Source organism: Streptomyces abikoensis (assembly GCF_014648775.1).
GTDB lineage: Bacteria > Actinomycetota > Actinomycetes > Streptomycetales > Streptomycetaceae > Streptomyces > Streptomyces abikoensis.
In genome coordinates this window covers 26848-51787 of the sequence record NZ_BMRT01000011.1, presented here as the reverse complement: position 1 = coordinate 51787, position 24940 = coordinate 26848, and the positions used below count along the sequence as shown (strand labels likewise).

Annotated in this window: 23 protein-coding genes and 1 tRNA gene; 11 read left to right on the top strand and 13 right to left on the bottom strand. The window is 72.9% G+C overall.

Features of this window, described 5'->3' with window-relative positions:
• Positions 1-28: 28 nt before the first annotated feature.
• From IE096_RS27715 to IE096_RS27705, 3 genes are read left to right on the top strand one after another with little or no spacing between them, the layout of a single operon-like run.
• The gene (locus IE096_RS27715) at positions 29-766 is read left to right on the top strand and encodes an acetoacetate decarboxylase (RefSeq protein ID WP_189456281.1); all 738 of its coding nucleotides are present in this window, start codon (positions 29-31) and stop codon (positions 764-766) included.
• 35 nt (positions 767-801) lie between these two features.
• Positions 802-1839, top strand: coding sequence for a 3-hydroxyacyl-CoA dehydrogenase NAD-binding domain-containing protein (locus tag IE096_RS27710; protein ID WP_189456280.1), 1038 nt, complete (start codon positions 802-804; stop codon positions 1837-1839).
• Complete coding sequence (locus tag IE096_RS27705) at positions 1836-3323, top strand: CoA transferase (protein WP_189456278.1); 1488 nt, start codon at positions 1836-1838, stop codon at positions 3321-3323. Before IE096_RS27710 ends, IE096_RS27705 begins: the two co-directional genes overlap by 4 nt.
• Positions 3324-3388: 65 nt before the next feature.
• On the opposite strand, the gene IE096_RS27700 is transcribed toward IE096_RS27705, so the two are convergent.
• The 6 genes from IE096_RS27700 to IE096_RS27675 all read right to left on the bottom strand — a co-directional run bounded on the left by IE096_RS27700 (position 3389) and on the right by IE096_RS27675 (position 8646).
• Positions 3389-4486 carry an NHL repeat-containing protein gene (locus tag IE096_RS27700; RefSeq protein ID WP_189456276.1) on the bottom strand — a complete coding sequence of 366 codons (1098 nt, stop codon included), beginning with the start codon at positions 4484-4486 and terminating at the stop codon, positions 3389-3391.
• A 200-nt stretch (positions 4487-4686) separates the two neighbouring features.
• Positions 4687-4762 (bottom strand) — tRNA-Thr (locus IE096_RS27695).
• A 62-nt stretch (positions 4763-4824) separates the two neighbouring features.
• A complete protein-coding gene (locus tag IE096_RS27690) occupies positions 4825-5439 on the bottom strand; it encodes a CGNR zinc finger domain-containing protein (RefSeq protein WP_189456274.1) in 615 nt (204 codons plus the stop codon).
• 52 nt (positions 5440-5491) lie between these two features.
• Complete coding sequence (locus IE096_RS27685; RefSeq protein WP_189456272.1) at positions 5492-6637, bottom strand: NADH:flavin oxidoreductase; 1146 nt, start codon at positions 6635-6637, stop codon at positions 5492-5494.
• 125 nt (positions 6638-6762) lie between these two features.
• On the bottom strand, positions 6763-7893 hold the full coding sequence (locus IE096_RS27680) for an ABC transporter substrate-binding protein (protein WP_189456270.1): 1131 nt from the start codon (positions 7891-7893) through the stop codon (positions 6763-6765).
• 87 nt (positions 7894-7980) lie between these two features.
• On the bottom strand, positions 7981-8646 hold the full coding sequence (locus IE096_RS27675) for a MerR family transcriptional regulator (RefSeq protein WP_189456268.1): 666 nt from the start codon (positions 8644-8646) through the stop codon (positions 7981-7983).
• 133 nt (positions 8647-8779) lie between these two features.
• Here IE096_RS27675 and IE096_RS27670 point away from each other — a divergent pair, with 133 nt between their 5' ends.
• The gene (locus IE096_RS27670; RefSeq protein ID WP_189456267.1) at positions 8780-10087 is read left to right on the top strand and encodes a YhgE/Pip domain-containing protein; all 1308 of its coding nucleotides are present in this window, start codon (positions 8780-8782) and stop codon (positions 10085-10087) included.
• Between the two features lie 138 nt (positions 10088-10225).
• Here IE096_RS27670 and IE096_RS27665 read toward each other — a convergent pair whose 3' ends face one another.
• Both IE096_RS27665 and IE096_RS27660 read right to left on the bottom strand, forming a co-directional pair.
• The gene (locus IE096_RS27665; protein WP_189456265.1) at positions 10226-10711 is read right to left on the bottom strand and encodes a DUF5709 domain-containing protein; all 486 of its coding nucleotides are present in this window, start codon (positions 10709-10711) and stop codon (positions 10226-10228) included.
• Between the two features lie 123 nt (positions 10712-10834).
• Positions 10835-11788, bottom strand: a complete 954-nt coding sequence (locus IE096_RS27660; protein WP_189456262.1) for a helix-turn-helix domain-containing protein — start codon at positions 11786-11788, stop codon at positions 10835-10837.
• 138 nt (positions 11789-11926) lie between these two features.
• Between IE096_RS27660 and IE096_RS27655 the strand changes: the two genes are divergently transcribed.
• Entirely contained in the window at positions 11927-12970 is a 1044-nt protein-coding gene (locus IE096_RS27655) for a saccharopine dehydrogenase NADP-binding domain-containing protein (protein WP_189456260.1), read from the top strand.
• Positions 12971-13200: 230 nt separating this feature from the next.
• Here IE096_RS27655 and IE096_RS27650 read toward each other — a convergent pair whose 3' ends face one another.
• Positions 13201-13461, bottom strand: coding sequence for a hypothetical protein (locus IE096_RS27650; protein ID WP_189456258.1), 261 nt, complete (start codon positions 13459-13461; stop codon positions 13201-13203).
• Positions 13462-13737: 276 nt separating this feature from the next.
• Between IE096_RS27650 and IE096_RS27645 the strand changes: the two genes are divergently transcribed.
• The gene (locus tag IE096_RS27645) at positions 13738-14700 is read left to right on the top strand and encodes an amidohydrolase family protein (protein ID WP_189456257.1); all 963 of its coding nucleotides are present in this window, start codon (positions 13738-13740) and stop codon (positions 14698-14700) included.
• 159 nt (positions 14701-14859) lie between these two features.
• Positions 14860-15978 (top strand): PP2C family protein-serine/threonine phosphatase, encoded by a 1119-nt coding sequence (locus IE096_RS27640; protein WP_189456255.1) that lies wholly within the window; start codon positions 14860-14862, stop codon positions 15976-15978.
• Here IE096_RS27640 and IE096_RS27635 read toward each other — a convergent pair.
• The gene (locus IE096_RS27635; RefSeq protein ID WP_229820657.1) at positions 15954-16820 is read right to left on the bottom strand and encodes an SAM-dependent methyltransferase; all 867 of its coding nucleotides are present in this window, start codon (positions 16818-16820) and stop codon (positions 15954-15956) included. The genes IE096_RS27640 and IE096_RS27635 overlap by 25 nt on opposite strands.
• 114 nt (positions 16821-16934) lie before the next feature.
• Between IE096_RS27635 and IE096_RS27630 the strand changes: the two genes are divergently transcribed.
• Entirely contained in the window at positions 16935-18605 is a 1671-nt protein-coding gene (locus tag IE096_RS27630; protein ID WP_373298216.1) for a CocE/NonD family hydrolase, read from the top strand.
• 8 nt (positions 18606-18613) lie between these two features.
• Here the strand turns inward: IE096_RS27630 and pip are convergent, their stop codons facing one another.
• The 3 genes from pip to IE096_RS27615 form a co-directional block, all read right to left on the bottom strand.
• Positions 18614-19579 (bottom strand): prolyl aminopeptidase, encoded by a 966-nt coding sequence (gene pip, locus IE096_RS27625; protein WP_189456447.1) that lies wholly within the window; start codon positions 19577-19579, stop codon positions 18614-18616.
• A complete protein-coding gene (locus IE096_RS27620) occupies positions 19521-20351 on the bottom strand; it encodes a hypothetical protein (RefSeq protein WP_189456251.1) in 831 nt (276 codons plus the stop codon). The genes pip and IE096_RS27620 overlap by 59 nt, the downstream gene beginning before the upstream one ends.
• A gap of 126 nt (positions 20352-20477) precedes the next feature.
• Positions 20478-20654: a hypothetical protein gene (locus IE096_RS27615; RefSeq protein WP_189456248.1), complete on the bottom strand. Its 177-nt coding sequence runs from the start codon at positions 20652-20654 to the stop codon at positions 20478-20480.
• Positions 20655-21028: 374 nt separating this feature from the next.
• On the opposite strand from IE096_RS27615, the gene IE096_RS27610 reads away from it, so the two are divergent.
• From IE096_RS27610 to IE096_RS27600, 3 genes are read left to right on the top strand one after another with little or no spacing between them, the layout of a single operon-like run.
• Positions 21029-22210: a GDSL-type esterase/lipase family protein gene (locus tag IE096_RS27610; RefSeq protein ID WP_189456246.1), complete on the top strand. Its 1182-nt coding sequence runs from the start codon at positions 21029-21031 to the stop codon at positions 22208-22210.
• 56 nt (positions 22211-22266) lie between these two features.
• Positions 22267-23145, top strand: a complete 879-nt coding sequence (locus IE096_RS27605) for an alpha/beta fold hydrolase (RefSeq protein ID WP_189456244.1) — start codon at positions 22267-22269, stop codon at positions 23143-23145.
• A 58-nt stretch (positions 23146-23203) separates the two neighbouring features.
• Positions 23204-24931 carry an ABC transporter permease gene (locus IE096_RS27600; RefSeq protein ID WP_189456242.1) on the top strand — a complete coding sequence of 576 codons (1728 nt, stop codon included), beginning with the start codon at positions 23204-23206 and terminating at the stop codon, positions 24929-24931.
• Positions 24932-24940 lie beyond the last annotated feature (9 nt).

Here is a 24940-nt window from a genome sequence, read left to right as displayed (position 1 = left end):
TGGTTCCAGGCGCTGAAAGGAAGCCACCATGCACATGCACGACGTCGCCCGGCTGTTCACCACTCCGCTGGACGCCCCCGCCTTCGCCCCCACCCGGTACCGGTTCACCGACCGCGAGTACCTCAACATCACCTATCGCACCGACCCCGAGGCGCTGCGCCGGGTCGTCCCCGAGCCGCTGTCGCTTCCCGAGCCGCTGGTGCGCTTCGAGATCATGCGGATGCCGGACGTGACGGGGCTGGGCGACTACACCGAGGCGGGCCAGGTCGTCCCCGTCGAGTACGCGGGCGAGCGCGGCGAGTACAACCTGGCGATGTACCTCGACAGCGTTCCGGCGATCTCCAGCGGCCGGGAGCTGGGCGCCTACCCGAAGAAGGCCGGGTCGCCCAGGCTCTACACGGACTCCGACACCCTCGTCGGCACGCTCGACTACGGTTCGCTGCGGGTGGCCACCGCCACCATGGGCTACAAGCACCACCCGATGGACCTCGACGAGGCCCGCGCCGAGATCTGCGTCCCCACCTTCATGGTCAAGGCGCTGCCCGGCTACGACGGCCGGCCGCGCATCTGCGAACTGGTCCGCACCCGGATCACCGACATCACGGTCAAGAGCGCCTTTCGCGGACCGGCGCGCCTGGAGCTGTTCGCCCACGCGCTGGCACCGCTCGCGGACCTGCCGGTCCTGGAGGTCGTCTCCGCGAGCCACATCCTCACCGACCTCACCCTGAGCCCGGCCGAGGTCGTCCACGACTACCTGACGAACTGACGAGCCCTCCCGATCGAGAAGAACGGGTGCACACCATGAACGCACACACATCGGCCCCGCGTCCCCGCGACCGCGTCTCCGTCACCGTCATCGGCGGCGGCGTGATCGGGATCTCCTGGGCCGGGCTGTTCCTGGCCCACGGCCTGGACGTGGTCGTCAGCGACCCGCGTCCCGAGGCCGAGGACCAAGTGCTGGCCGGGCTGGCGGAGATCGCGCCCGCCCTCGCCGAGCTCGGGCTGCCCACCGAGCGGCTGACGGCCCGGCTCCGCTTCGAGCCGGATCTGGCCGCCGCGGTCGCGCGGGCCGACGTCGTCCAGGAGAACGGCCCCGAACGGCTGGACGTCAAGCGGGAGATCTGGCGGACCGTCGAGGCGGCCGCCCCGGCCCACGCGCTGCTGGCCACATCGACCTCCGGCATCCCCGCCACCGCGATCGCCACGGCGCTGCGGCAGCCGGAACGCCTGGTCGTCGGCCACCCCTTCAACCCGCCGCACCTCGTCCCGCTGGTGGAGATCGTCCCGGGTGAGCGGACCTCCCCGGAGACCCTGCTGCGGGCCCGTGACTTCTACGCGTCGCTGGGCAAGAAGCCCCAGATCCTCCGCAAGGAGGTCCCCGGCTTCGTCGCCAACCGCCTCCAGGCCGCGCTCTTCCGCGAGTGCGTGCACCTGGTGGCCGAAGGCGTGGTCACCGAGGCCGAGCTCGACGACATCGTCACCGACTCCATCGGGCTGCGCTGGGCGGTCGCGGGCCCCTTCCGCACCTTCCACCTCGGCGGCGGCCCCGGCGGGCTGCCGCACTTCCTGACGCACCTCGGCCGCGCCATGGAGGCGAGCTGGCCCGGCCTGGGCGAGCCGTCGTTCGACGAGCCCACCGTCGCCCTGCTCACCGCACAGGCGAAGCAGGCGTTCGGCGGCGAGCCTGTAGGGGAACTCGCCGCTCGCCGCGACCGCGCCCAGCTCGCCCTGATGCGCGCCCTCGCCTCGACCACCGGCGCCCAGCACGGACAGCGCGAACAGCCCGCACAGCACGGACAGCACGGACAGCACGGACAGCACGGACAGGCAACAGCATGAACCTCACCGACAAGATCAATGCCGCGCTCGGCAAGCCGGTCACCGGCGAATCCGGGGACGACTTCGACATCCACGCCGCGCTCGACGACGTCCTCGGCGGCGTCGGCATGAGCGAGCGCGACGCGGGCGGCACGGTCTCCTTCACCGGCGCCGACCCGATCGTCCCCTCCACCCTGCGGCTGGCCGCCGCCCCCGCCCTGGGCCTGACCGCCAAGTCCGTCGCCCTGGCCAAGCTGTGGCGGCACCGCGGCGGCCCCGGCCAGGACATCACCATGGACCTGCGCAAGGCCCCGCACCGGCTGTGCCCCTTCTACGACGGGAAGTGGGAGAAGCTCAACGGCTACCCGATCACCGCCCCCGACGATCCCTTCGCCCTGTCCTTCTACCGCGCCGGCGACGGCCGTTGGGTGATGCCCCTGAACGTCTACCCGGCGCTCAAGTCCCGCACCCTGAAGCTGCTGGGCACGCCCGACGACGCCCTCGCCGTCGCGAACGCAGTCTCCCGCTGGGACGGCGCCGAGCTGGAGCGGGCCGGAGCGGACGCCGGGGTCGTCATGCCCATGCTGCGCGGCACCCGGGAGTTCCTCGGCACCCGCCAGTACCGCGACGTCCTGGCCGACCTGCCCCTGATCGAGATCGAGAAGATCGGCGACAGCGACCCCGAGCCGCTGCCGCCCGGCGCCACCCAGCCCCTGGACGGGGTGCGCGCCCTCGGCCTGGGCCATGTCATCGCCGGCGCCGCCATCGGCCGCACCATGGCCCAGCACGGCGCCGACGCCCTCAACATCTGGCGCCCCGGCCAGTTCGAGAACGACATCCTCTACTACACCGCCCAGGTGGGCGTGCGCTCCGCCACCCTCGACCACGCGCGCGACCCGGAGGCCGCCGCCGTCCTGCGGAACCTGCTGCGCGGTACCGACGTCTTCTACGCCAACCACCGGGCCGGCTACCTGGAGCGGATGGGCCTCGGCCCGCAGGAGGCCGCCGCGATCCGGCCCGGCATCATCCACACCACCGTCAGCCTCCACGGGCAGCACGGGCCGTGGGCGAACCGCGTCGGCTTCGACCAGACCGCCGGCTGCGTCGCCGGCATGATGAACCTCGAAGGCACCGACGACAACCCGGCCCTCCCCCCGATCAAGGTCGTCAACGACTACCTCGTCCCCTGGCTCGCCACCACCGGCGTCATCGCCGCCCTCATGCGGCGGGCCACCGAGGGCGGCAGCTACCGCGTGCACGTCTCGCTCACCCGCGTCGCCCTGTGGATCCTCAGCCTCGGCGTCCTCGACAAGGACTACGCCCGCGAGTTCGCGGGCACCGGCGAGCGCCACGCCTACCTCGACCCGGACACCTTCACCGCCGACACCCCCTGCGGCCGCTACCAGGGCGTCACCGACCAGGTCGTGATGTCCGGGACCCCCGGCGCGTTCCGCACCGTGCTCGTCCCGCGCGGCTCGGGCCGCCCGGAGTGGCTCGCGCGGTGACCGACGCGCCACAAGGGGCCGGCGATCTCCGTCGCCGGCCCCTCCCGCGCGGCCCTGACCCTGCGTCAGTCCGGGTTGGTCGTCAGTTGCGCCACCGTGAAGGTCGTCAGCTCGGTGGCGAGCACGCTGTTCGCCAGCGGCAGCAGGCGGTGCGCCTTGCACAGCTGCGTCGGCAGCGCCGCGTACTCCTCCTCGACGATGTGCGTCCACGACGCGTCGAACCGCACCCGGATGATCTGGTCCCGCGCGTCGTCGGAGACGATCGACGACGCCAGCAGCCACAGCACGGGCTCACGCCCGGTCCCCGGCCGCTCGAAGGCCAGGTGGAGCAGCGACGCCGAGCGGCCGCGAGCTTCGCGCAGCCGGTGCCAGGTGATCCGGCCGTCCTCGTCGATCCGGCCGAACGTGCCGGTCCCGGCCCTCTCCGTGCCGAGCAGCACCAGCCATACGCCGCCGGGGCCGCTGATCAGCCCGACCGGGGTGCTGCCCCGCTCGGCGGGGACCGGCAGCTGCGTGGTGCGTCCGCTCCGCGGATCGATCCGCAGGACCGCGCTCGCGCCGTCCTGGCTGACGTAGAAGTCACCGCTGTCCGGGTGCCGCGCGGCGAAGACGGGGTGCGGTTTCGCCTCGAACAGCCGGAAGCGTTCCGGCCGGGTGTGGTCCAGGGCCAGGACCTGGTCGCTGCCCTTCAACGTCACCCACAGCGTGTCGCCGTACTCGTTGACGTAGTGCGGGCCCCGGCCTCCGCCCGGAATGCCGATCTCCCGCTCGACGCGCGGCGCGGCGTCCGGCTCGTCCGCCCTCGGATCGACCAGCAGCAGCCGGTCGGCGCCCTCGTGGGTGGCCCAGATCCGCCCGGGGTGACGCTCCGACACCGCCAGTCCGTGCAGCATCGCGTCCTTCGGCCCCAGCGGGAACGCCTTGACGCCGGTGACCCGCTCGGTGCGTGGATCCAGGCTCAGCTTCACCAGATGGCTGTTGGACATCTGCGACACCACGACCACCGGCTTGTCCGGCAGTTTGACGAGCTCGTGGGTCTCCTCGGCGGGCGGCAGCTCGTACTCCACCACCGACCGCCGGGGCGACACCCCCTCGCCCGGCCCGGCCCGGCGGACCGGCCGGGCGGCCGCGCTCCCCCGCGTCACCGGCAGCGCCCCCGCCACCGTCAGACTCCCCAGCGAAACAAGTCGGCTCTGAAACGTGCGGCGGTCCAACCGGCCCTCCCGGATGCGCGCGCGACTCCCCACGACGCGTCCATCGAAGCGGGATCACCCGACCATCAGATGGTGATTTCAGCGGATTCATCCGTGTGGGCTACGGAACGGCGGAAGGCCCCCACCGAACCGGTGGAGGCCTTCTGCTGTGGAGCCCCAAAACGGAATCGAACCGTTGACCTTCTCCTTACCATGGAGACGCTCTGCCGACTGAGCTATTGGGGCCGGCGACGAGGAAAAGCATACCCCAGGTCGCACAGGCTTTTGACCGCCACCGGGCCGGGTCCTCAGGCGCCGCCGTCCTCCGCTTCCCGGGCCCGGCGGCGGGCCCGGCAGGCGCGGAGGTTGGCCGCGTTGCCGCAGGACTTGACGTCGTGCCAGACACCGCTGTTGTTGCGCGAACGGTCGTAGAAGGCGACGCGGCAGCGCGGGGCGCGGCAGGTCTTGAGGCGGTGCCACGTGCCGTCCCGCTGCGCCTCGAAGACCGCCACCAGGGCGAGGGCGGCCAGCCGGCGCCGGCCCGGGCCGCACGGCTCCAGGCGGACGACGCCGTCCTCCCCCAGCCGCAGCGTCACCGTGCCGTGGTGCGGGAGCGCCGCGCGGGGGCCCGCACCGGGCTCGTCCCCGGCGCCTTCCGTGATCAGCCGGCGCAGGTCGTCACGGAGGGCGCGCAGCTTCCCGGCCTCCTCGGCGTCGAGGGGCACCGGGGGCACCGGCTGTCCGGTGACGGCCGTCCACCGCGCGGTGGCGGCGTCCGCCCACGCCCGCGCGTCGTCGAGGGCGGCGAGGAGGTCCACGGAACCGGGCGCCGAGGTCGCGGCCGTGTTCAGCAGGTCCTGGACGAGGCCGAGGCCGCCGGGAGCCGCCTCCAGACCGTAACGTGCCGTCGCGTGCCAGGTCATCGCGTGAACCGTCCTTCCGGGAAGCCGGCGCCCCGGTGTGCGCTCCGGTGCGTCAGACCAGTGTGCCGAGCTGCGACGCGTGGTAGGGCACGGCCTCGTGGAGCCGGTCGGTGAGGGCCTTGGCGGGCCACTCGGCGTCGGAGATGAGGGCCCGGCCGATGGCGACGGCGTCGAACTCGTCGCGCTCGAGGCGGTCCAGGAGCGGCTCGATGCCGGTCACTCCCGCGTGGTCGGCGCTGTTGCGCGCGCCCCTGAACTCCTGGTCCAGGCCCACCGAGCCTACGGTGATGGTGGGCTTGCCCGTGAGCTTCTTCGTCCAGCCCGCGAGGTTCAGGTCGCCATCCTCGAACTCGGGCAGCCAGTAGCGGCGGGTGGAGGCGTGGAAGGCGTCCACGCCCGCCGCGGCGAGCGGGGCGAGCAGCCGCTCGAGCTCCTGGGGGGTCTCGGCGAGCCGGGCGTCGTAGTGGTCGGCCTTCCACTGCGAGAGGCGGAAGACGACGGGGAAGCCGGGCGAGACGGCGGCGCGCACGGCCGTGACGATCTCGGCCGCGAAGCGGGCCCGGGAGGTGTGGTCGCCGCCGTAGGCGTCGGTGCGCCTGTTGGTGCCGTGCCACAGGAAGGTGTCGATCAGGTAGCCGTGGGCGCCGTGCAGCTCGACGCCGTCGAAGCCGGCGCGCTCGGCGTCGGCGGCGGCCCTCGCGAAGGCGCCGACGACCGCGTCGATGTCGGCCTGCGTCATCTCCTTGCCGTGCGGGCGGCCGTCGAGGCCGGTCCCGGACGGGGTGTCGGCCGGTACGCCCAGCGGTGCGGCGCCGTCGGGGCGCGCCACGCCGGTGTGCCAGAGCTGGGGCATGATGCGGCCGCCGGCCTCGTGCACCCGCTCGGCCACCCGCGCCCAGCCCGCCAGGGCCTCGTCGCCGTGGAAGTAGGGCACGTTGTCGTAGGCTTCCGCGGCGTCGCGGCCCACGTAGGTGCCCTCGGTGATGATCAGGCCCACGCCGCCGGCCGCCCGTCGCGCGTAGTACGCGGCGACGTCCTCGCCCGGGACTCCGCCCGGCGAGAAGCGCCGGGTCATCGGCGCCATCACCATGCGGTTGGCGAGGGTGACATCGCCCAGGGCGAGGGGGCGGCCGAGCAGGCGCGCGGCTCGCGAGGGCAGTTCGGTGGGACCGGCGGTCGTGGGTGTCGTCGTGGTCATGGGGGGATCGTCCTCCACTCGGTACGTCACATCGATGACATAGGCGTAACCGGTGTTGGTTGCGTCGCATTCCCGGGAGGGGCGGAAAGCGCGAGTCCTGGACACGATCCCCCTTCGCCCTCGCCCTAGCCCTGGGTGCCGTTCTGGTCGACGGGGTACAGGCCGAGCCTGCCCTCGGGGTCGGCCGGGTCGGCGCCCTTGACGTCACCGACGTAGAGGCTGATGCGCGCCTTGAAGCGGTCGAGTGCGGCGCGGTCGCTCATGAACCGGCCGAGGCCGAGCGGGTTCATGTTGTCGTAGTCGAAGACGTTCTTGCGGCCGGCCGGGGTGGCGACGTCCGTGCGGGCGCTCCAGCGGCCCTCCTGCCCCTGCTTCGACAGGAGCCAGCTCAGGTACAGCTTGGCCGCGGACTTGTGGGGGGCGTCCTTGAGGATGGCGCCGGTCTGCGGCCAGGCGACCCACGGCGACCGCTGCGGGGTGCTCGTCTTCGACAGGCCGCTGGAGCTTCCCGAGCTGCCGAAGTTCGCCACGTAGCCGCCGGTGCCGACCGTGGCGGAGGCGTCCGCGGTGCCGCGCACGAACTTGGGGTTCTGGGCGAGCAGCTTCTTCAGGTAGTCGAAGCCGTACTTGTCGGTGAGCTGCTTGAAGTAGTAGAGGACGGCGTCGTCGTCGTTGGGGTAGGTGAAGACGAGCTTGTTCTTGAACTCGGGCTTGAGGAAGTCCGCGGCCTCGACGGGCGCGTCGCCGCCGAGCGTGGTGGCGGTGACGTTGGCGAAGGCGATGAAGAACAGGCCGGTGTAGTAGCCGTCCTTGTCCTTGATCTGGTCGTAGACCTTGTCCCAGCCCACCGGCTTGTACCGCATGAGCGCCCCCTCCTTCTTCCAGCGGGGGAAGTCGTCGAGGGTCTGGAGGTGGACGACGTCGGCGACGACCTTGTGCTCGGCTATCTGGTTGTCGAGGCGGGCGTCGTGGTTCTTGCTGAAGTCGACGACGGTGTCGACCTTCATCTTGGGGAACTGCTTGAGGAAGGCGTTCTTGAGGTAGTCGGCCTGGCCCGGCTTGTCGCCGCCGGCGTAGACGACCAGGCGACCGCCCTCGGCCAGAGCGTCCTTGTACAGCTTCTGCAGCTGCTCGTCCTCGCTCGCGCTCTTCGCCGCGGGGTGGGCGGACGGGGTGGCGGCGGCGACGGTGGCTCCGCTCGCGGCGAGCACGCCGAGGGCGACTGCCGTGGCCCAGGCCTTCCGGGTGGACTTCACAACGACTCCTTCGTGAGGGGGGAAGCCGGGTCCTTGAAGTTTCAAGGACTGGCTCGCGGCTCACTCTAGGCCGATGTTCTTGAACTTTCAAGAAAGGGCGTCGCCCCGCTCCGCGACCCGGCGGCGGACCTGGTCCTCCTGCGCGAGGCGGCGCAGCAGCTCCAGCACGGGGGCGGAGAGGGCGAAGACGATGACCGCCCGTTCGGCCACGGCCTCCGCGTCGTCACCGAAGGTGGCCGCGCGTTCGAGGTCCAGCCGGGCGATGGAGTTGGCCAGCGCCGCGTAGGCGGCGAGCTCGCCCGGCCGGTAGTCCGCGTCGACCCGCCTGAGCGCCTTCAGCGCCTCGGTCAGCCCCCGTACGTGCGGGGAGGCGTCGGGCGTCTGCCAGTCCATGGCCGCGATCAGGTCGGCCACCTCCGTTTCGGCGGCCGCCTGGTCCGCCGCGTCCTGGGCGGAGTCCGCGACGGGCGAGTCCGCGACGGGCACCGGCAGGGCGTAGCTGATGGCGCCGAGCTTCCCGTCGGTGGTGTGGGCCTCGCCGACGGCCGTCAGCACATCCCGGGTGGCGGCGATGGACAGCCCTCCCAGCGTGGTCAGCGCCTTGATCAGCCGCAGCCGCTGGACGTGCTCCTCGCCGTACTCGGCCAGCGTCGCGGCCGTCGCCCGGCCGGCGGGCAGCAGGCCTTCGCGCCGGAAGTACTTGATGCTGGCGACGGGCACGCCGGCCCTGCGGCTGAGCTCCGAGATCTTCATGCGGCTTCCTCGCTGGTGATGCGGACCGGGTATCCGCCTTCAACGATTGGACACCCCTGTTGGATACTGCCACTATCTAGCACCTGGATACCTTCGATATCTAGCTACTCTGCGTCATCACCCCGGAGCGATCATGTCTTCCCTCCCGTCCTCGTCCGTGCTCCGCAGCCCACGGCTGTGGATCGGCTCGGGCCTCATCCTCGCGGTGGTCTCCACCTTGTTCGCCCTGCTGTACGTGGGCGGCAACGTCAACCCCAAGGGCAACCTGCGTGACCTGCCCGTCGCCCTGGTCAACAGCGACAAGGGGCTCGACGCCAACGGCAAGCACACGAACCTCGGCGAGCAGGTCGTCTCCGGCATCAAGAAGTCCGCCGAGGGCAACAAGAGCTTCGACTGGCAGGTCCTCAGCCGTCAGGAGGCCGACAAGAAGCTCGGCCAGGGCAAGCTCTACGGCGCGGTCGTCGTTCCCCAGAACTTCACCGCCGCGGTGACGGGGCTGACCAGCCCCCAGCAGACCCAGCCGGCCCGTCCGACGATGACGGTGCTCACCAACCAGTCGGCGGGCAGCTTCGGCTCCTCGATGGCCAGCCAGGCCACGCAGAAGGCCGCGCACGCCGCCTCCGCGCAGCTCGGCAAGCAGCTCCTCGACCGCGCGGCCGCCCAGAAGGCCCCGCTCGCCCCGGCCGCCAAGCTGCTGCTCGCCGACCCGGTGTCCGTCCAGGTCGCCGACGGCCACCCGCTCGGCACCCACAGCGCCATGGGCCTGAGCGCCTTCTACTACGCGCTGGTGCTGGTCGTCTGCGGCATGCTCGGCGCCAACGCGCTCACCAACCAGGTGGACACCGCGCTCGGCTACCTCCACTCCGACTTCGGCCCCTTCCGCCTGCGGCAGCCCCTCCAGCACACCAGCCGCGTGCGCACGCTGGCCATCAGCTCCGTCCTCATGCTGGCCTTCTCCCTGGTGATGGGTTCCATCGTCGAGGCCGCCACCGTCGGCATCCTCGGCATGGACGCCTCCCACCTGGGCCTGCTGTGGGTCTACTCCGTGGCCACGATCGCCGTCGTCGGTATCAGCGCCCTGACGCTCCTCTCCGTGTTCGGCGTCCCCGGCATGCTGCTCTCGGCCATCGTCTTCGTCGCCATGGCCGTCCCGTCCTCCGGTGCCACCGTGCCGCTGGAGGCGCTGCCCGGCTTCTTCCGCTGGCTCTCCGAGTTCGAGCCGCTCCGCCAGATCACCGGCGGCATGCGCTCGATCCTCTACTACGACGCCCAGGCCGACGCCGGCCTGACCCGCGCCTGGGTCTCCATGGGCATCGCCCTGGTCGTCGCCCTGCTCTTCGGCTTCGGCGTCACGCGCCTCTACGACCGCAAGGGCCTGCACCGGGTCCCGCGTCCCACCGAGCCGGCCGACGAGGCCGTGCCGGCGACCGCGGCGGCCTGATGTAGCCGACGGCACGTGAAGCGAGGGCGGGGTCCGAACGGACCCCGCCCTTTTTCCTGCCCTCAACTGGGCGGCGGCGACGGCGTGCTGCGCCGGATCCCGCTGCTGCCCGACTTCACGATCCGGCGCCCGGGCGGCTCACGCCCCGATGTCCTCGCCGAACTCGGCCACGGGCTCGTCGGGCACGACGTGCATCGCCGCCTCCTCGGCGGAGGCCGCGCCGCCGTCGATGCCCACGTCCCGGGCGAAGACGTCGTTGCGCCGGGGCGGCATGGCGTCGATGGTGGCGGTGAGCCGGCCGGCCCGTACGTCGCCGACCTCCTCGTCGATCGGCTCGCCGTCACCGCCGGGCTGGTCGCCGATGCCGTCGCCGTCGGGCACCGGGAGGTCGGGGACCTCCTCGGCGAGCCGCTGGTCGAGGCTCTCGCGCTCCCGCTGCTCCCGGGCCGTGGTGCCGTGGTGGCCCACGCCGAGCGGCTTCTCCGGGGGCGAGTAGCCCTCGTCGAGCACCTCGTCGAGAAGGTCACCGTCCAGGGCGTTCTCCAGGTCCAGGTCACCGGGGTTGTCCCGGCGGTCCGAACGGGCCGGCTGATAGACCTCGTCACCCATCACGTCGTCGGACATGGTCCCCTACCCTTCCTCCTCCCGCGCGCTCCCGGGACTACGGCACACCTCCAGTCTCCCCTGTCCGGCGGCCCCGCGCTCTTCGGAGGGCGAGAACAAGCACGTAACAAGCAAGTACTGCTTTCAACCACCGGTTGTTCTGCCGCGGAAGGTGCGGCGATAGGTGTCCGGGGGCACGCCGACCGTCCGGTTGAAGTGCCGGCGCAGGGAGGCGGCCGTGCCCATGCCGGTGGCCTCGGCGATGGCCTCGACGCTGTCGTCGGTGGTCTCCAGGAGCTCCTGGGCGCGGCGGATCCGGTGGGCGCGCAGCCAGCGCAGCGGGGTGGTGCCGGTGACGGCGTTGAAGTGGCGGGCCAGGTTCCGGGAGCTCATGTTGGCCTGGCGGGCGAGGTCCTCGACCGTCAGCGGCCGGTCGAGCCGCCGCAGCGCCCAGGCGAACAGGCCGGAGAGCGCGTGGGAGCGGGGGTCGGGCGCCGGGGTGGCGACGAACTGGGCCTGTCCGCCCTCGCGCTGCGGAGGCACGACCAGGCGGCGGGCCACCGCGTTGGCGACGGCCGAGCCGTGGTCGAGCCGGACCAGGTGGAGGCACAGGTCCATGGCCGCCGCCTTGCCCGCCGAGGTGAGGACGCTGCCGTCGTCGACGTAGAGCACGTCCGCGTCGACCTGCACCCCGGGATATCTGGCGGCCAGGGCGGGGGCGTGCAGCCAGTGGGTGGTGGCCCGCCGGCCGTCCAGCAGGCCGGCGGCGGCCAGGACGAACGCCCCCGTGCACAGCGAGACGATCCGCGCGCCGGCGCGGTGTGCCGCGCGCACGGCGTCGACGAGCTCGGCGGGCGGGTCCGCGTCGAGGTCCGCGCAGGCCGGGACGATCACCGTGTGCGCCCGCACCAGCCGGTCGAGCCCCTCGTCGGGTTCGAGCCGGAACCGGCCGCCGACCCGGGCCCCGGCGGGTCCGCAGACGGTGAGCTCGTACCACGGGTCGGCGAGGTCGGACCGGTCGACGCCGAACACCTCGCAGGGCGCGGCCAGTTCGAAGTGGCTCACCCCGTCGGTGACGGCCAGGGCGACGGTAGTCATGTCCGAAACTGTACGAGGCGTGGCACTTCCGACACTCGTCGGCCCCACCCGCCTCGGGGGAGCCTGTCCCGGTCGATGAATCGAACACGACATGGATCGGCACGTCATGGGACGGCCGTCATGGATCGGAGAGCACTCATGGGAACGAGCGGACAGGTGGCCGTCCTCGGCGCCTACGGGCACACCGGGCGCTTCGTGGTGGCCGAACTCCTGGAGCGCGGTCTGCGGCCGGTCCTCTGCGGCCGCGACACCGGGCGGCTCGACGCGCTGGCCGGCCGGCATTCCGGGGTCCGTCCCGGGCTCGGCGTCCGGCCGGCGACGGTCGGCGATCCCGCCTCGCTCGACCGCGCGCTGGCCGGCGCGGACGCCGTGATCAACTGCGCGGGCCCCTTCGCCGGGACGGCCTCCCCCGTGATCGAGGCGGCGCTGCGCGCCCGGATCCCCTACGTGGACGTCGCGGGCGAGGTGGAGGCCGTCGCCGACACGTTCACGCACTTCACGGAACGGGCGGAGGCCGCGGGGGTGGCGGTCGTCCCGGCGATGGCGTTCTTCGGCGGGCTGGGCGATCTGCTGGTGACCGCCGCGCTGGGCGACCGGCGGTCGGCCGACGAGGTGTCCCTCGCCTACGCGCTGAGCAGCTGGCACCCGACCGCCGGGACCCGGGCCTCGTCGGTGGTCTCCAGGGAACGCCGCGAGGGCCGTCGTCTCGTGCACGCGGACGGCCGGCTGGAGCTGCGGACCGACAAGGCGCCGACCGGCCGGTGGTCGTTCCCGGCGCCGGTGGGCGACCAGGACGTGGTGCGGGAGTTCACCACGGCGGACAGCGTGACGATCTCACGGCACGTCAGCGTGCCGGTCATCGACACCTGTATGACGTCCGGCGCCGTCCAGGACGTGCTGGCCCCCGGCGCCCCGGCCCCGGCGCCGGTCGACGACCTCGGGCGGTCGGCCCAGACCTTCCTGGTCGAGGCGGTCGTCCGCTCCGGTGGTACCGAACGCCGGGCCGTGGCCCGGGGCCGGGACATCTACGCCGTCAGCGCGCCCTTGGCGGTGGAGGCGGTCCGCCGCGTCCTCGACGGGCGGGCGAGGAGAGCCGGGGTGGCCGCCGCCGGGGAGTTGTTCGACGCGGGGGACTTCCTGGCGTCGCTCGTCCCGCACGTCTCGGTCGAGTTCGCTCACTGACCGGTGGGCACCGGCAGCACGCCGTCGGCCACCGGCCCCTCAGCAGGCGCGGGCGATCTGTGAGCGCGCGAAGACCGCGGGACCGTGCCGGCGAAGGCGATGACGCGGCGTCAGCCGCACGTAGCCGAACAGCGCCGGCATCGGCGGGAACATCCGGTGGAGCGGCTTGCGGTTGTACGCGGGCGCCCGCCGCGCCTGATCGCGACGCGGCGGGCGTCTCCCGGCCGCCGTCAGCCGTCGAGGTCTCCGGTGGCGGGCAGGATCCGGGTGGCCGGGGTGGGGTCGCCCATCAGGCCGGTGACCGTCCGCGTGAGCCCGGCGAGCACGCGGTCCCCGGGGTTGACCTCACGTGTCTTGCCCGCGCCGTCGGTGGCCGTCGAGGACCCTCCGGCCGCGCTCGCGCTCGTCGTCATGCCGCCGCACAGCAGACCGGCCGTGAGCGCGGTGAGGGCCAGCGCGCGGATGCGGCTCGCGCGCCTGGAGCTGAACATAGGAACCTCCGTGACATGCCGGTGAATTCTTGGCATGCGAGAGTTCCACGGGCTCGTCCGGCCGTGTGCGGGCTTTCCCGGAAACCACCCTCAACGGCGAACGGGCGGACACATGAGCTCCGAGGCCCCGGGGCTCTCCGGCTCCGGCCGGGCACCGGTGCGTTTGCGACCTTTCCGTACGCGTCCCAGCCTGGTTCTGTGACCGCGTTCGGGTGACCGGCCGCCTCCTCCGCGTCGGCGACCGCCGAAGGCGACCGCGCAGGAGGGAGAGCGCCCATGCGCGTCGACGTGCACGCCCACGCGTGGACCGACGAGTACCTCGACCTGCTCGAGGGCTACGGGAAGACCGACACGGCGGACCAGCGCGGCATGGGCGCGGGACTGGGCGAGCAGGAGCTGGAGGCGCGCCTGGAACTGATGGACTCGGCGGGCGTCGCCTGCCAGGTGCTCTCCGCCCCGCCCCAGTCACCCCACTTCGCCGACCCCGCCCACGCGGTGCGCGCGGCGCGGTTCGTCAACGACCAGTACGCCGAGGTCGTGGCGCGCCGGCCGCGGCGGTTCCTGGCCTTCGCCTCCCTGCCCTTCCCCCACACCGACCTCGCGCTGGCGGAGCTCGCCCGGGCCCTGGACGAGCTGGGCATGGCCGGGGTCTGCGTGACCACCTCGGTCCTGGGCCGTTCGCTCGCCGACCCGGCGTTCGAGCCGGTCTTCGCCGAACTCGACCGCCGCGGCGCCGTCCTCTTCGTCCACCCGGCGGGATGCGGCGCGGGCAGCTCGCAGATCACGGACTTCCGTCTGACCTGGTCCGTCGGCGCTCCCGTCGAGGACACCGTGGCGGTCATGCACCTGATCCGCGCCGGCGTTCCCGGCCGCTTCCCCCGCATGAGGATCCTCTCCACGCACCTCGGCGGGGCGCTGCCCATGCTGCTCCAGCGCGTCGACAACCAGTACGCGTGGGAATGGCGGACCCCGGACCTCCCCGAGAGGCCCAGCGCGACCGCGCGCCGGCTCTGGTACGACAGCGTCGGCCACGGACACGGGCCCGCGCTGTGGGCCACCGTGGAGACCCTCGGCGCCGACCGGATCGTCCTGGGGACCGACTTCCCCTACGAGGACGGCGACCTCTTCCGGACCGCCGTCGCCTACATCGAGAGCTCCGGGCTCCCGCCCCCTCAGGCGCGGCGCGTCCTCGACTCCAACGCGACCGCTCTCCTCGGCCTGCCGACGGCAGCCTCGTGACGGAAATGCGGGGGTGGGGCCCCCGCCGGGGTCCCTGACCCCGCGACGCAGCAGCGGGGCGCGCACCCATACGGCCGCCCCACCGCTGGCACCCATGATCGGACCCGGGGATGCTGGAGTGACGTAGGGCTCGTACTCGCGGGAGAGCGGAGCGGCCACGTGAAGGCACCGAGCGCGGGGCTCGCGGAGGCGGCGCGGTGGTTCCTGCGCCACCTCCAGTCGCTGCCCCTCCTCCTGTTGATCGGTGGTGCCCTGCTCGACTACAACACCCCTCCCCGGTTCAGCGCCGAGGCCTTCTACACCGCCGCGCCGATGTCGGCCGCCGCGCTGCTGTCGCTGCGGGCGACGATCCTGGCGGGCATCGGCGCCCTCGCCGCCGACTTCGCCCTGCTCGCCCATTTCGGCTTCATCGGCGACGCGAGCGGGCTGAGCGAGCTGGCCACGGTGGCGACCGTGTCGGCGTTCGCCGTCGTCGTCAACCGCCTCATGCACTACCGCAACGTGCGGCTGGAGTCGGCGCGGGAGGTCGCTCTCGCCGTGCAGCGTGCCGTGCTCCCCCACCCGCCGACCTCCATCGGCTCGCTGCGGATCGCCGTGCGCTACCAGTCGGCCGTGAAGGAGGCGCAGATCGGTGGCGATCTGTACGGCGTGCAGGACACCCCGTACGGCGTGCGCTGTCTGGTCGGCGACGTGCGGGGCAAGGGCATGGGGGCGGTCAAGGCGGTGGACGTGGCGCTGGGGGTGTTCCGGGAGGCGGCCGAGGACGAGCCCACGCTCGCCGACATCGCGGCCAGGCTGGAGAAGGGGCTGGTCCGGGAGGCGGAGCGGCGGGCGGGGCTCGAGCGCGCGGAGGGGTTCGTCACCGGTGTGCTCGCGGAGATCCCCCACTCCGGTGACGAACTGCGCCTCTTCAACCGTGGCCATCCGCCGCCCCTGGTGCTGCGCCCCACGGGTGAGGTGTGCAGCGCCGAGCCTTCCGTGCCGGCTCTTCCGCTGTGCCTGGCGGAGCTGGGCCCCGGCGACGGCGTGACCGATAGGGTGCCGTTCCCGCCCGGGTCCTGTCTGCTGCTGTACACGGACGGGCTCACCGAGGCCAAGGACCGTTCGGGGGCCTTCTACGACCCCGTCGCGGCCCTGACCGGGCACGCCTTCGCGGGGCCGGAGGAGCTGCTGGACACCCTGCTGGCCGATGTCGGCCACCACACGGGCGGCCGTATCACCGACGACATGGCGCTGCTGGCGATCGCCCGGGCCTACGACCGGTGCGCGAAGACGTAGTGCCCGTCCCGCTCGGCGAACTTGGGTGACAGCGGGCGCCCGTACTCCGTCGCCGCCCGCGTGGCGGGTACGTCGTGCACGTTCCACCCCAGGGCGGTCAGGCGGGCCGTCGGCTTGGGGCGTTGTCCGGTGTGGATCAGGTCGAGGACGTTGACGCCCAGGGTGCGGACGCTGTCGTCCGCGGCGTTGTCCGCCAAGGCCGCCGACATGTTGCCGAAGTCCTCCACCGCGAGCCGGCTTCCGGGGGCGGAGAGCCGGTGGATCTCCTGGAAGAGCCCTTCCTCGGCCTCGGCGGGAAGGTAGGGCAGCAGGCCTTCGGCGAGCCAGGCGGTGGGTCGCGCGCGGTCGAAGCCCGCGGCTTCCAGCGCCGCCGGCCAGTCCTCGCGGAGGTCCGCGCCCACCGGGCGGTGGAGACCGCCGGCGGTCGCGCCGTGCTCGCGCAGGACGCGCAGTTTGAAGTCCAGAACGAGGGGCTGGTCGATCTCGTACACGACGGCGTCCTCGGGCCAGGGGAGCCGGAACGCCCGGGTGTCCAGGCCCGATGCCAGCAACACGACCTGGGTGACGCCGACTTCGGCGGCCCGGCGGAAGTGGTCGTCGAAGGCCCTGGTGCGCACGGCGACGTAGGTGGCCGCCTCCGACCAGTACTCCTGTCCGTCGGACGCCGCCGCTTCGGCTTCGGTCGTGGGCAGCCGCACCGGCGCCCGTGCCGCCTCGACGAAGCCGAGCGCGTACGGGTCCTCGATCAGGGCGTCGGGACGGCTGGTCTCGACGGCCCGGGCGGCCGCCACCGCCAGCGCGGTGATGCCGACTCCGGACACCACATCCCACTGCTGTTCCATGCTCACGACCTTAACCAAGCCCCCAACCACCCCGCCAGACCCGTCCGGCACACAACCATTATTCTGGTACAACGTACGAGAAACAATCGCAGGGACTCATTCCCAGGGGGATCGATGACAACACCCGCGCACACCACGGTTTCCGGGCCCGTCTGGTCGCCGCCCGCCGGACGGCCTCCGCTCGCGTCACGGATGATGCGAGCGACCTGGCGGCGCCTCCCGGCCGGGCGGTACCGGGCCGGATGGGAGCCGGGGCTGGTGGTCCCGGCCGCCGACGGCAGCCCGTTGCTCACGGACCACTACTTCCCGCGCGCCGAGGGCGACTTCCCGACCCTGCTCGTGCGCTCCCCCTACGGCAGGGGCGTGCCGTGGTCGCCCATGTACGGCGTCCTCTTCGCCGAGCAGGGCTTCCACGTCGTCGTCCAGAGCTGTCGCGGCACCGGCGGTTCGGGCGGCCGGTTCCACCTGTGGCGCAACGAGGCGGCCGACGGCCTGGCCACGGTGGAGTGGCTGCGGGAGCGGCCCTGGTTCGACGGAACACTGGGCACGGTCGGCGCCAGCTACCTGGGGTACACGCAGTGGGCCCTCGCCCTGGACCCGCCGCCGGAGCTCAAGGCGATGGTGGTGCAGGCGGGCCTCCACGACCCCCACGCCTACTTCCACGCCCACGGCGCGCTCCACCTGGAGAACGCCCTCATCACCGGTCTCGGCCTGACCCACCAGCACCGGGGCCTCGCCCCCTTTCTCAAGGCCACGCTGCGGCTCCAGCGCCATATGCGCCGCGTCACCACCGCCCAGCCGCTGCGCGGCGCGTATCTGTCCGTGCTCGGCGACGAAGCGTCGTGGCTGGACGACGCGTTGGCGCACCCGGACGCCGACGACCCCTCCTGGTCGGGCGCCCGCCTCGGGGAGGTCGCGGACCGGCTGAAGGTGCCCACCGCCCTGATCACGGGGTGGCACGACGTCCTGGCCGACCAGACCCTCGATCAGTACGCGCGGCTGCGCCGGGCCGGCGGCGAGACGTCCCTGCTCGTCGGCCCCTGGACGCACAACTCCGCGCTCCAGCAGGGCTGGCCGGAGACGTTCGCCGAGACCCTGGCCTGGCTGCGCGCCCACCTGTGCGCCGACCGCTCCGGCCTGCGCTCCGCGCCCGTGCGCGTGCACGTCGGTGGAGAGGACGCCTGGCGCGAGCTCGACGCCTGGCCGCCGCCCCGGGCCGCCGCGTCGTGGTTCCCCGCACCGGGCAGCCATCTCGTGCGGCAGGCCCCCACGGACGGTGCCCCGCTGGCGTCCTTCCGGTACGACCCGGCCGCGCCCACCCCGTCCCTCGGCGGCCGTCTCCTCTCCCCCACCGCCGGAGCGCGGGACAACGGCACCCTTGAGGCCCGGGACGACGTCCTGACCTTCACCGGCCCACCGCTGACCGAGTCCGTGGACGTCCTCGGCCCGGTCTCCGCACGGCTGACCGTCTCCTCGGACACCGGTCACGCCGTCGTCTTCACCCGCCTGTGCGACGTGGACGCACAGGGCCGTTCCGTCAACGTCTGCGACGGGGTCGCACGGATACGGACCGCCGGGCACACGCCCACCGAGGTCACCGTGCCGATGAGCGCCACCGCCCACCGTTTCCGCGCCGGGCACCGCCTCCGCTGGCAGATCGGCGCGGGCGCCCATCCCCGCTACGCCCGGGACCCGGGCACGGGTGAATCGCCGCTCGACGCCACCGCGTTCGCACCGGTCGTCGTCACGCTGCACGCGGACTCGGCGCTGACACTCGGGAGTTGACGGACCGGTCAGCCGTTCGCCGCGAACCGGTCGAGGGCCGCGAGCACGTGGTCGCGTGTCGTGGCGCCGCCCACGTGGCCCTCGTCGTCGACGACGACCAGCTCCGCGTCGGGCCACACCCGGGCGAGTTCCCAGGCCGTACCGAGGGGACCGGCCAGGTCGAGCCGGCCGTGGACCAGGACGCCCGGGATGCCGGCCAGCCGGTGCGCGTCGCGCAGCAGCGCGCCCTCCTCCAGCCACGCGCCGTGGGAGAAGTAGTGGGAGCAGATGCGCGCCAGGGCGATCCGCGCCCTCGGCGGGCGGTCGCCGTACGGGCGAGTGGCGCTGCCTCGCGTCTCCCCCGACAGGACCGCGTCCTCCCACGCGCACCAGTCGGCCGCCGCCTTCTCGCGCACCTCGGCGGCGGGGTTCTCCAGCAGCCGCGCGTACGCCCCGACGACGTCCCCGTCGGGCGGGGTGCCCGGGGCGCCGGCGAGGAAGCGTTCCCACTCCTCGGGGAAGAACCGGCCGGCGCCCCGGTAGAGCCAGTCGATCTCCGAGCGCCGGGTGGTGGTGACGCCGGAGACGACGATCTCCGAGACGCGTTCGGGGTGTCGCTCGGCGTAGGCCAGGATGAGCGTCGATCCCCATGAGCCGCCGTACAGCAGCCAGCGGTCGATCCCGAGGTGCCGGCGGAGCCGCTCCATGTCGGCGAGGAGGTGCTCGGTGGTGTTGTGGCGCATGTCGGTCGTGGGGTCGGCGGCGTGCGGGGTGCTGCGGCCGCACCCCCGCTGGTCGAACAGCACGACGCGGTAGCGGTCCGGGTCGAAGTACCGGCGCGCTCCCGGGCCGCATCCGGACCCTGGTCCGCCGTGGACGACGAGGGCGGGCCTGCCTTCGGGGTTGCCACAGGTCTCCCAGTACAGGGCGTTGCCGTCACCCACGTCGAGCATGCCCTTGTCGTACGGCTCGATCGGCGGGTACGGCTCCCTCATGTCCCTCATGGCGGGGCTCCCTCGGATCCGGCGTCAACGACGTGGAGACGTTACGGCATCCCCGGCACACCACCGGGCCCGTGAGCGACGCGGAGGCGCAGCGGGGACGGCGGGCCGGGCGGTCGGCCGGGTACGGGCACCGGTCGCCCGTGGGCGGAGGGCCTTCGGTGGAGTCGCGTCCGTATCCGGAGAGGCCCGGGCCGAGCCCTTCCCCGGGGAGGTAGCGGCCGGGGAGGTGGAGGGGTTCGTTCGCGACGTCCGGGGAACCGGCCGGGCGGTGCACGACGCTGCGGCGTTGCTGACGCTGGTTCATACGGCGGTCGATGCTGTCGGCGGGCCAGTCGCGACTGACCTTGTCGGCGGAGATGTTGCGGGCCGCGGCGATGTCGGCGACCTTGACGCCCCGGTCGCGGGCCTGCTGGACGATGGCGGCGTCCAGGTCCTGGAGGTCCTTGCAGGCTTCCGCGCTGCCCTTGAGGAGGGCGAGGGCCTGGGAGCGCGGGGAGTCGGCTCCGGTGAGCCCGGTGCGGTCGGCGTGGGCGAGGTCGCGCAGCCGGTCGACGCGCTGCCAGAGCTCGTCGAGGATCTGCTGGACGTACCGGTCGTGGCGCTCGGTGTCGGGCGAGCCCCGGCGGGCGGTTCCGGCGCGGTAGTACGCCCGGCGGCAGGCGTCGCTGCAATATATCCGGGGCCTGCCGTGCCGGGTGGGGGGTACGGGGTCGGAGCACGCCGGATTGCGGCAGATCACCGTACTGCCCGCGCCGTTGGTCATCTCGGGGGTAGCCCTTTCGGGGTGCTGTCCTGTGGAGTTCTGTGCCGGCCGTCGCCGGTGGCGGTGCGCGCGGTGCCGCCCGGACCGTGCGTCCCCTCCCGCCGGCCCGGGCGACTTGACGGGGTCTCACATACCGCTCAGGCGCCGGTAGCGCAGGAGGGAGCGGCCCGTGCACGACAGCGTGGTCAGCACGGCCGCCGCGGCGGCGGGCAGGCCGCCGGGCGAGAAGATGAGCACCAGTCCGGTCACCACCAACGCCACGAACGCGCTTGCCTGGAGGTCCACCGTCAGGTCACGGACCATCCGGACTCCGGCGACGCCGGAGCGCGGGATGTTACCGTCGGTCGGGTGCCGCGCCGGGCCGGGAACGGCTCGTCGTGGCATGTGGTCAGGAGGCATGACGCCCTCCGGGATCGAAGCGAACAAGAAGAGGGGCTCTGGCACTTGGTTGACGGCCAGCCAGGGCTCCCTCGTTTCCACGGACGCTACCGGGCCATCACTTCGAAACGCCAACATTACGAAGCGTAATGGGCAGCGTTGCCCGAACGAGCGAAAAATTCCCAAAACAGGGCGCGGTCAAGGTCCGATTCGATCTCCGGCCCACCACTTCACGCCAATAGTGGCCATTCCCCCTCGATCCGGCGACGATTCCGAGCACCCCCCCCAAGGGAGCCACCATGACCGACTGGATCTCCACTCCCCTCGACTCCCACCTCCTGCGCGGCGCCCTCGATCTGGAGCGCACCGCGTTGGGCGTCCGGCCGCACCGGCTGCCCGCCTGGGCGCGCGAGCAGTTCCCCGATCCGTTCCTGTCGCTGGTCGAGGCCCAGCCCTCCGGGGTGCGGCTGGCCTTCCGGACCGCCGCCACCGCCGTCGAACTGGACGTCCTGCCCACGAGAACCGTCTTCCAGGGCACCCCGCCCCTCCCGGCCGGCGTGTACGACCTGCTCGTCGACGGCCGGCTCGCCGGGCGGGCCGGAGCCCCGGGCGGCAACGTCCTCAGCGTCGACACGACCACCTGGTCCACGACGCTCCGGACCGGGCCGGCCGGCACCGTGCGGTTCGCCGGACTGCCCTCCGGTGTCAAGGACATCGAGATCTGGCTGCCGCAGGCGGAGGCGACCGAGCTGATCGCCCTGCGCACCGACGCCCCGGTCGAGGCCGCGCCGGACCGGAGGCGCAGGATATGGCTGCACCACGGCAGTTCGATCAGCCACGGCCCCAACGCCGAGGGGCCCACGGCGACATGGCCGGCGCTGGCCGCCTCCGCCGGCGGCGTGGAGCTCGTCAACCTCGGCCTGAGCGGCAACGCCCTGCTCGACCCGTTCACCGCGCGGACGATGCGCGACACCCCCGCCGATCTGATCAGCGTCAAGGTCGGCATCAATCCGGTCAACTCCGACGCGATGCGTCTGCGCGCCTTCGGACCGGCGGTGCACGGATTCCTCGACACCATCCGTGAGGGGCACCCCTTCACCCCGTTGCTGGTCGTCTCCCCCGTCCTCTGCCCCCTCCAGGAGGACACCCCCGGGCCCGTCGTACCGGAAACCGTCGACGGGAAGGTGACCTTCCGGGTCCTCGGCGATCCCGGGGACCTCGCTTCCGGGCGGCTGACACTCAACGTCGTCCGCGCCGAGCTCGCGCGCGTCACCGCGTGCCGGGCGGCGGACGACCCGAATCTCCACTACCTCGACGGCCGTGCCCTCTACGGTGAGGCGGACTTCGCCGAGCTCCCGCTGCCCGACCGGCTCCACCCCGACTCCGCCGGTCATCGCCGCATCGGCGAGCGCTTCGCGGAGCTGGTCTTCGGCGCCGGCGGCGCGTTCGCCGCAGGCCACCGAAGCAGAAACTTAGGTTAGCCTAAGTTCCCCTTCGGTCGAACAGCTCGCCGGATCCGCTGACGAGGACGGACACCATGCAGCGACAGCACAGCCAGGGCACACCCGGCACCGCGCGCACCCGCGACGGCCGCGAACTCTTCCTCATGGAGCTGGCCGGCCCCGCCGACGCCGGCCCGGTGACGGTGGTGTTCGAAGGCGGTCTGGCGGCGACCCGCTCGTACTGGGCGCTCGTCCAGCGGGACGTGGCCCGCTCGGCGCGCACGGTGGTCTACGACCGGAGCGGCCTCGGCCGCAGCGCCCCGGACCCGTCGGGGGCCCGCGACCTGCGGCGGCTCGCCGACGATCTGGGCGATCTCCTCGACCACCTCGGCCCGGGTCCCTTCGTGCTCGTCGGGCACAGCTGGGGCGGGCCGGTCGTCCGCCTCGCCGCCGCGGACCGGCCGGAGCGGATCGCCGGGCTGGTGCTCGTCGACCCCACCGACGAGGCGTGCGAGCTGCTCTTCGACCCGTCCCTCCGCAAGCTGGAGAAGAGCCGTCTCCGGACGGCCCTGCTGCTGGCCCGCGTCAAGGTGTTCGGGCTGCTGTTCCGCAAGGTGACCGCCGCCCTGCCGACGGACGCCGCCGCCGACATGCGCGCGGAGGCCTTCACCGTCGCGGCCGTACGCGCCATGGGCGCCGAACAGGCGGGCATCGAGGCCGACTTGCGGTACCTGCTGGAGCACCCGCCGGCCCTCGGCGACATTCCGCTCACGGTCGTCTCCGCCACCCGTCGCACCCCCGGCATGAGTGCGAAGGCCCGCGCGTCCGTCAACGCCTCGCACGCCCACCGGGCCGGGCGGTCGCCGCGCGGACGGCACGTCCTCGCCCGCCGGGCCGACCACATGATCCCCACGGCCGAGCCCGAGGTGATCGTCACCGAGGTACGGCGCCTGCTCACCGCCCCGGAGCACTGAACCCCCCACGGCGTGTCCTATCGTCGGACCGCAGACTGCCGCGTTCCGGGGGGCTCCTATGACGTTTCCGTCGCGCTCCACCGTCCCCCGGGCGTCGTCGAGGCCGTCCTGGGCGGACGTCGCGGTGGCCGCGGCGGTGCTGGTGGGGATGTACCTCCTGCTGCGCGTCGGCGAGGAGGCCACCGTCTCCTTCGACCCGGCCCATGTGACGAAGGTGGACACCTCCCCGGCGGAGCTGCCGTACTACGCGGCGCGGAGCCTGCTGCGGATGTTCGCCGCGCTGGCGGTCTCCGTGACCTTCGCCGTGGGCTGCGCGTACGCGGCGGCGCACAGCCGTCGGCTGGAGCGGGTGCTGATCCCGGCGCTGGACATCCTCCAGTCCGTGCCGGTGCTGGGCTTCCTGACGGTGGCGGTGGCCGGCTTCGTCTCGCTCTTTCCCGGTTCCACGCCCGCCCTGGAGTGCGCTTCGATCTTCGCGATCTTCACCTCGCAGGCGTGGAACATGGCCTTCGGCTTCTACCACTCGCTCATCACGCTCCCCCGCGAGCTCGACGAGGTGTCCCGGTCTTTCCGGTTCACCCGCTGGATGCGGTTCTGGAAGGTGGAGCTGCCCGCCGGGGCGATCGGGCTGGTGTGGAACGGGATGATGAGCTTCGGGGGCGGCTGGTTCTTCCTCGTGGCGTCCGAGGCCATCAGCGTCTCCGGCCACAAGCACGCCCTGCCGGGGGTGGGTTCGTTCGCGGGCACGGCCATCGCCGACGGCGACCTGGGCAAGGTCGGGTGGGCGGTGGTCACCATGGCCGTCATGGTCGTCGGGGTCAACTTCTTCTTCTGGCGGCCGCTGACCGCGTGGACGGAGCGGTTCAAGAACGAGCAGTCAGGGGCGGCCGACGTCCAGCGGTCGCTCGTGCTGGACGTCGTACGCCGCTCGTCCTGGCCTGCCCTGCTGGGGCGGCTGCTCCGGCCGATCGCCGAACTGCTGGGGCGGGCCGGGCGGGTCCTCGGCGTCGACGACCGGCCGCTGACGGCCCGCCGCCGGCGCGGGCGCGCCGTCGACCTGGTCCTCGGCGTGGTGGCGGGCGGGCTGCTCGCCTGGGGGCTGGCCGATCTCCTCGGCTACCTCCGGCACCGCACCGGCCTGGGCGTCCTCGGGGAGCCGTTCCTGCTGGGCCTGGCGACGCTCGCCCGCGTGCTGGTGCTGGTGGCGGTGGCGATGCTCGTCTGGGTGCCCGTCGGCGTACGGATCGGCTTCTCGCCGCGGCTGGCCCGGATCGCCCAGCCGGTGGTGCAGGTCCTGGCGAGTTTCCCCGCCAACTTCCTCTTCCCGCTGGCGACCTGGCTCTTCCTCAGGACGGGGGTGTCGCTGAACGTCGGCGGCATGCTGCTGATGGCGCTGGGGGCCCAGTGGTACATCCTGTTCAACACCATCGCCGGCGCGTCCGCCATCCCCACCGATCTGCGTGAGGCCATGGACGACCTGGGCGTCCGCGGCCCGCAGCGGTGGCGGCGCCTGATCATCCCGGGCGTCTTCCCCTACTGCGTCACCGGCGCGATCACCGCCTCCGGCGGCGCCTGGAACGCCTCGATCGTCTCCGAGACCGTCACCTTCGGGGGCACCACGCTGTCCGCCGACGGTCTGGGCGCCTACATCTCCCGGGCCACGGCGGAGGGCGACCACCCGCGGCTGATCGCGGGCGTCGCGGTGATGGCCGTGTACGTCGTCGGCCTCAACCGGCTGCTGTGGCGCAGGCTCCACCGCCTCGCCCGGACCCGCTACTCCCTCTGACCCCCGCCC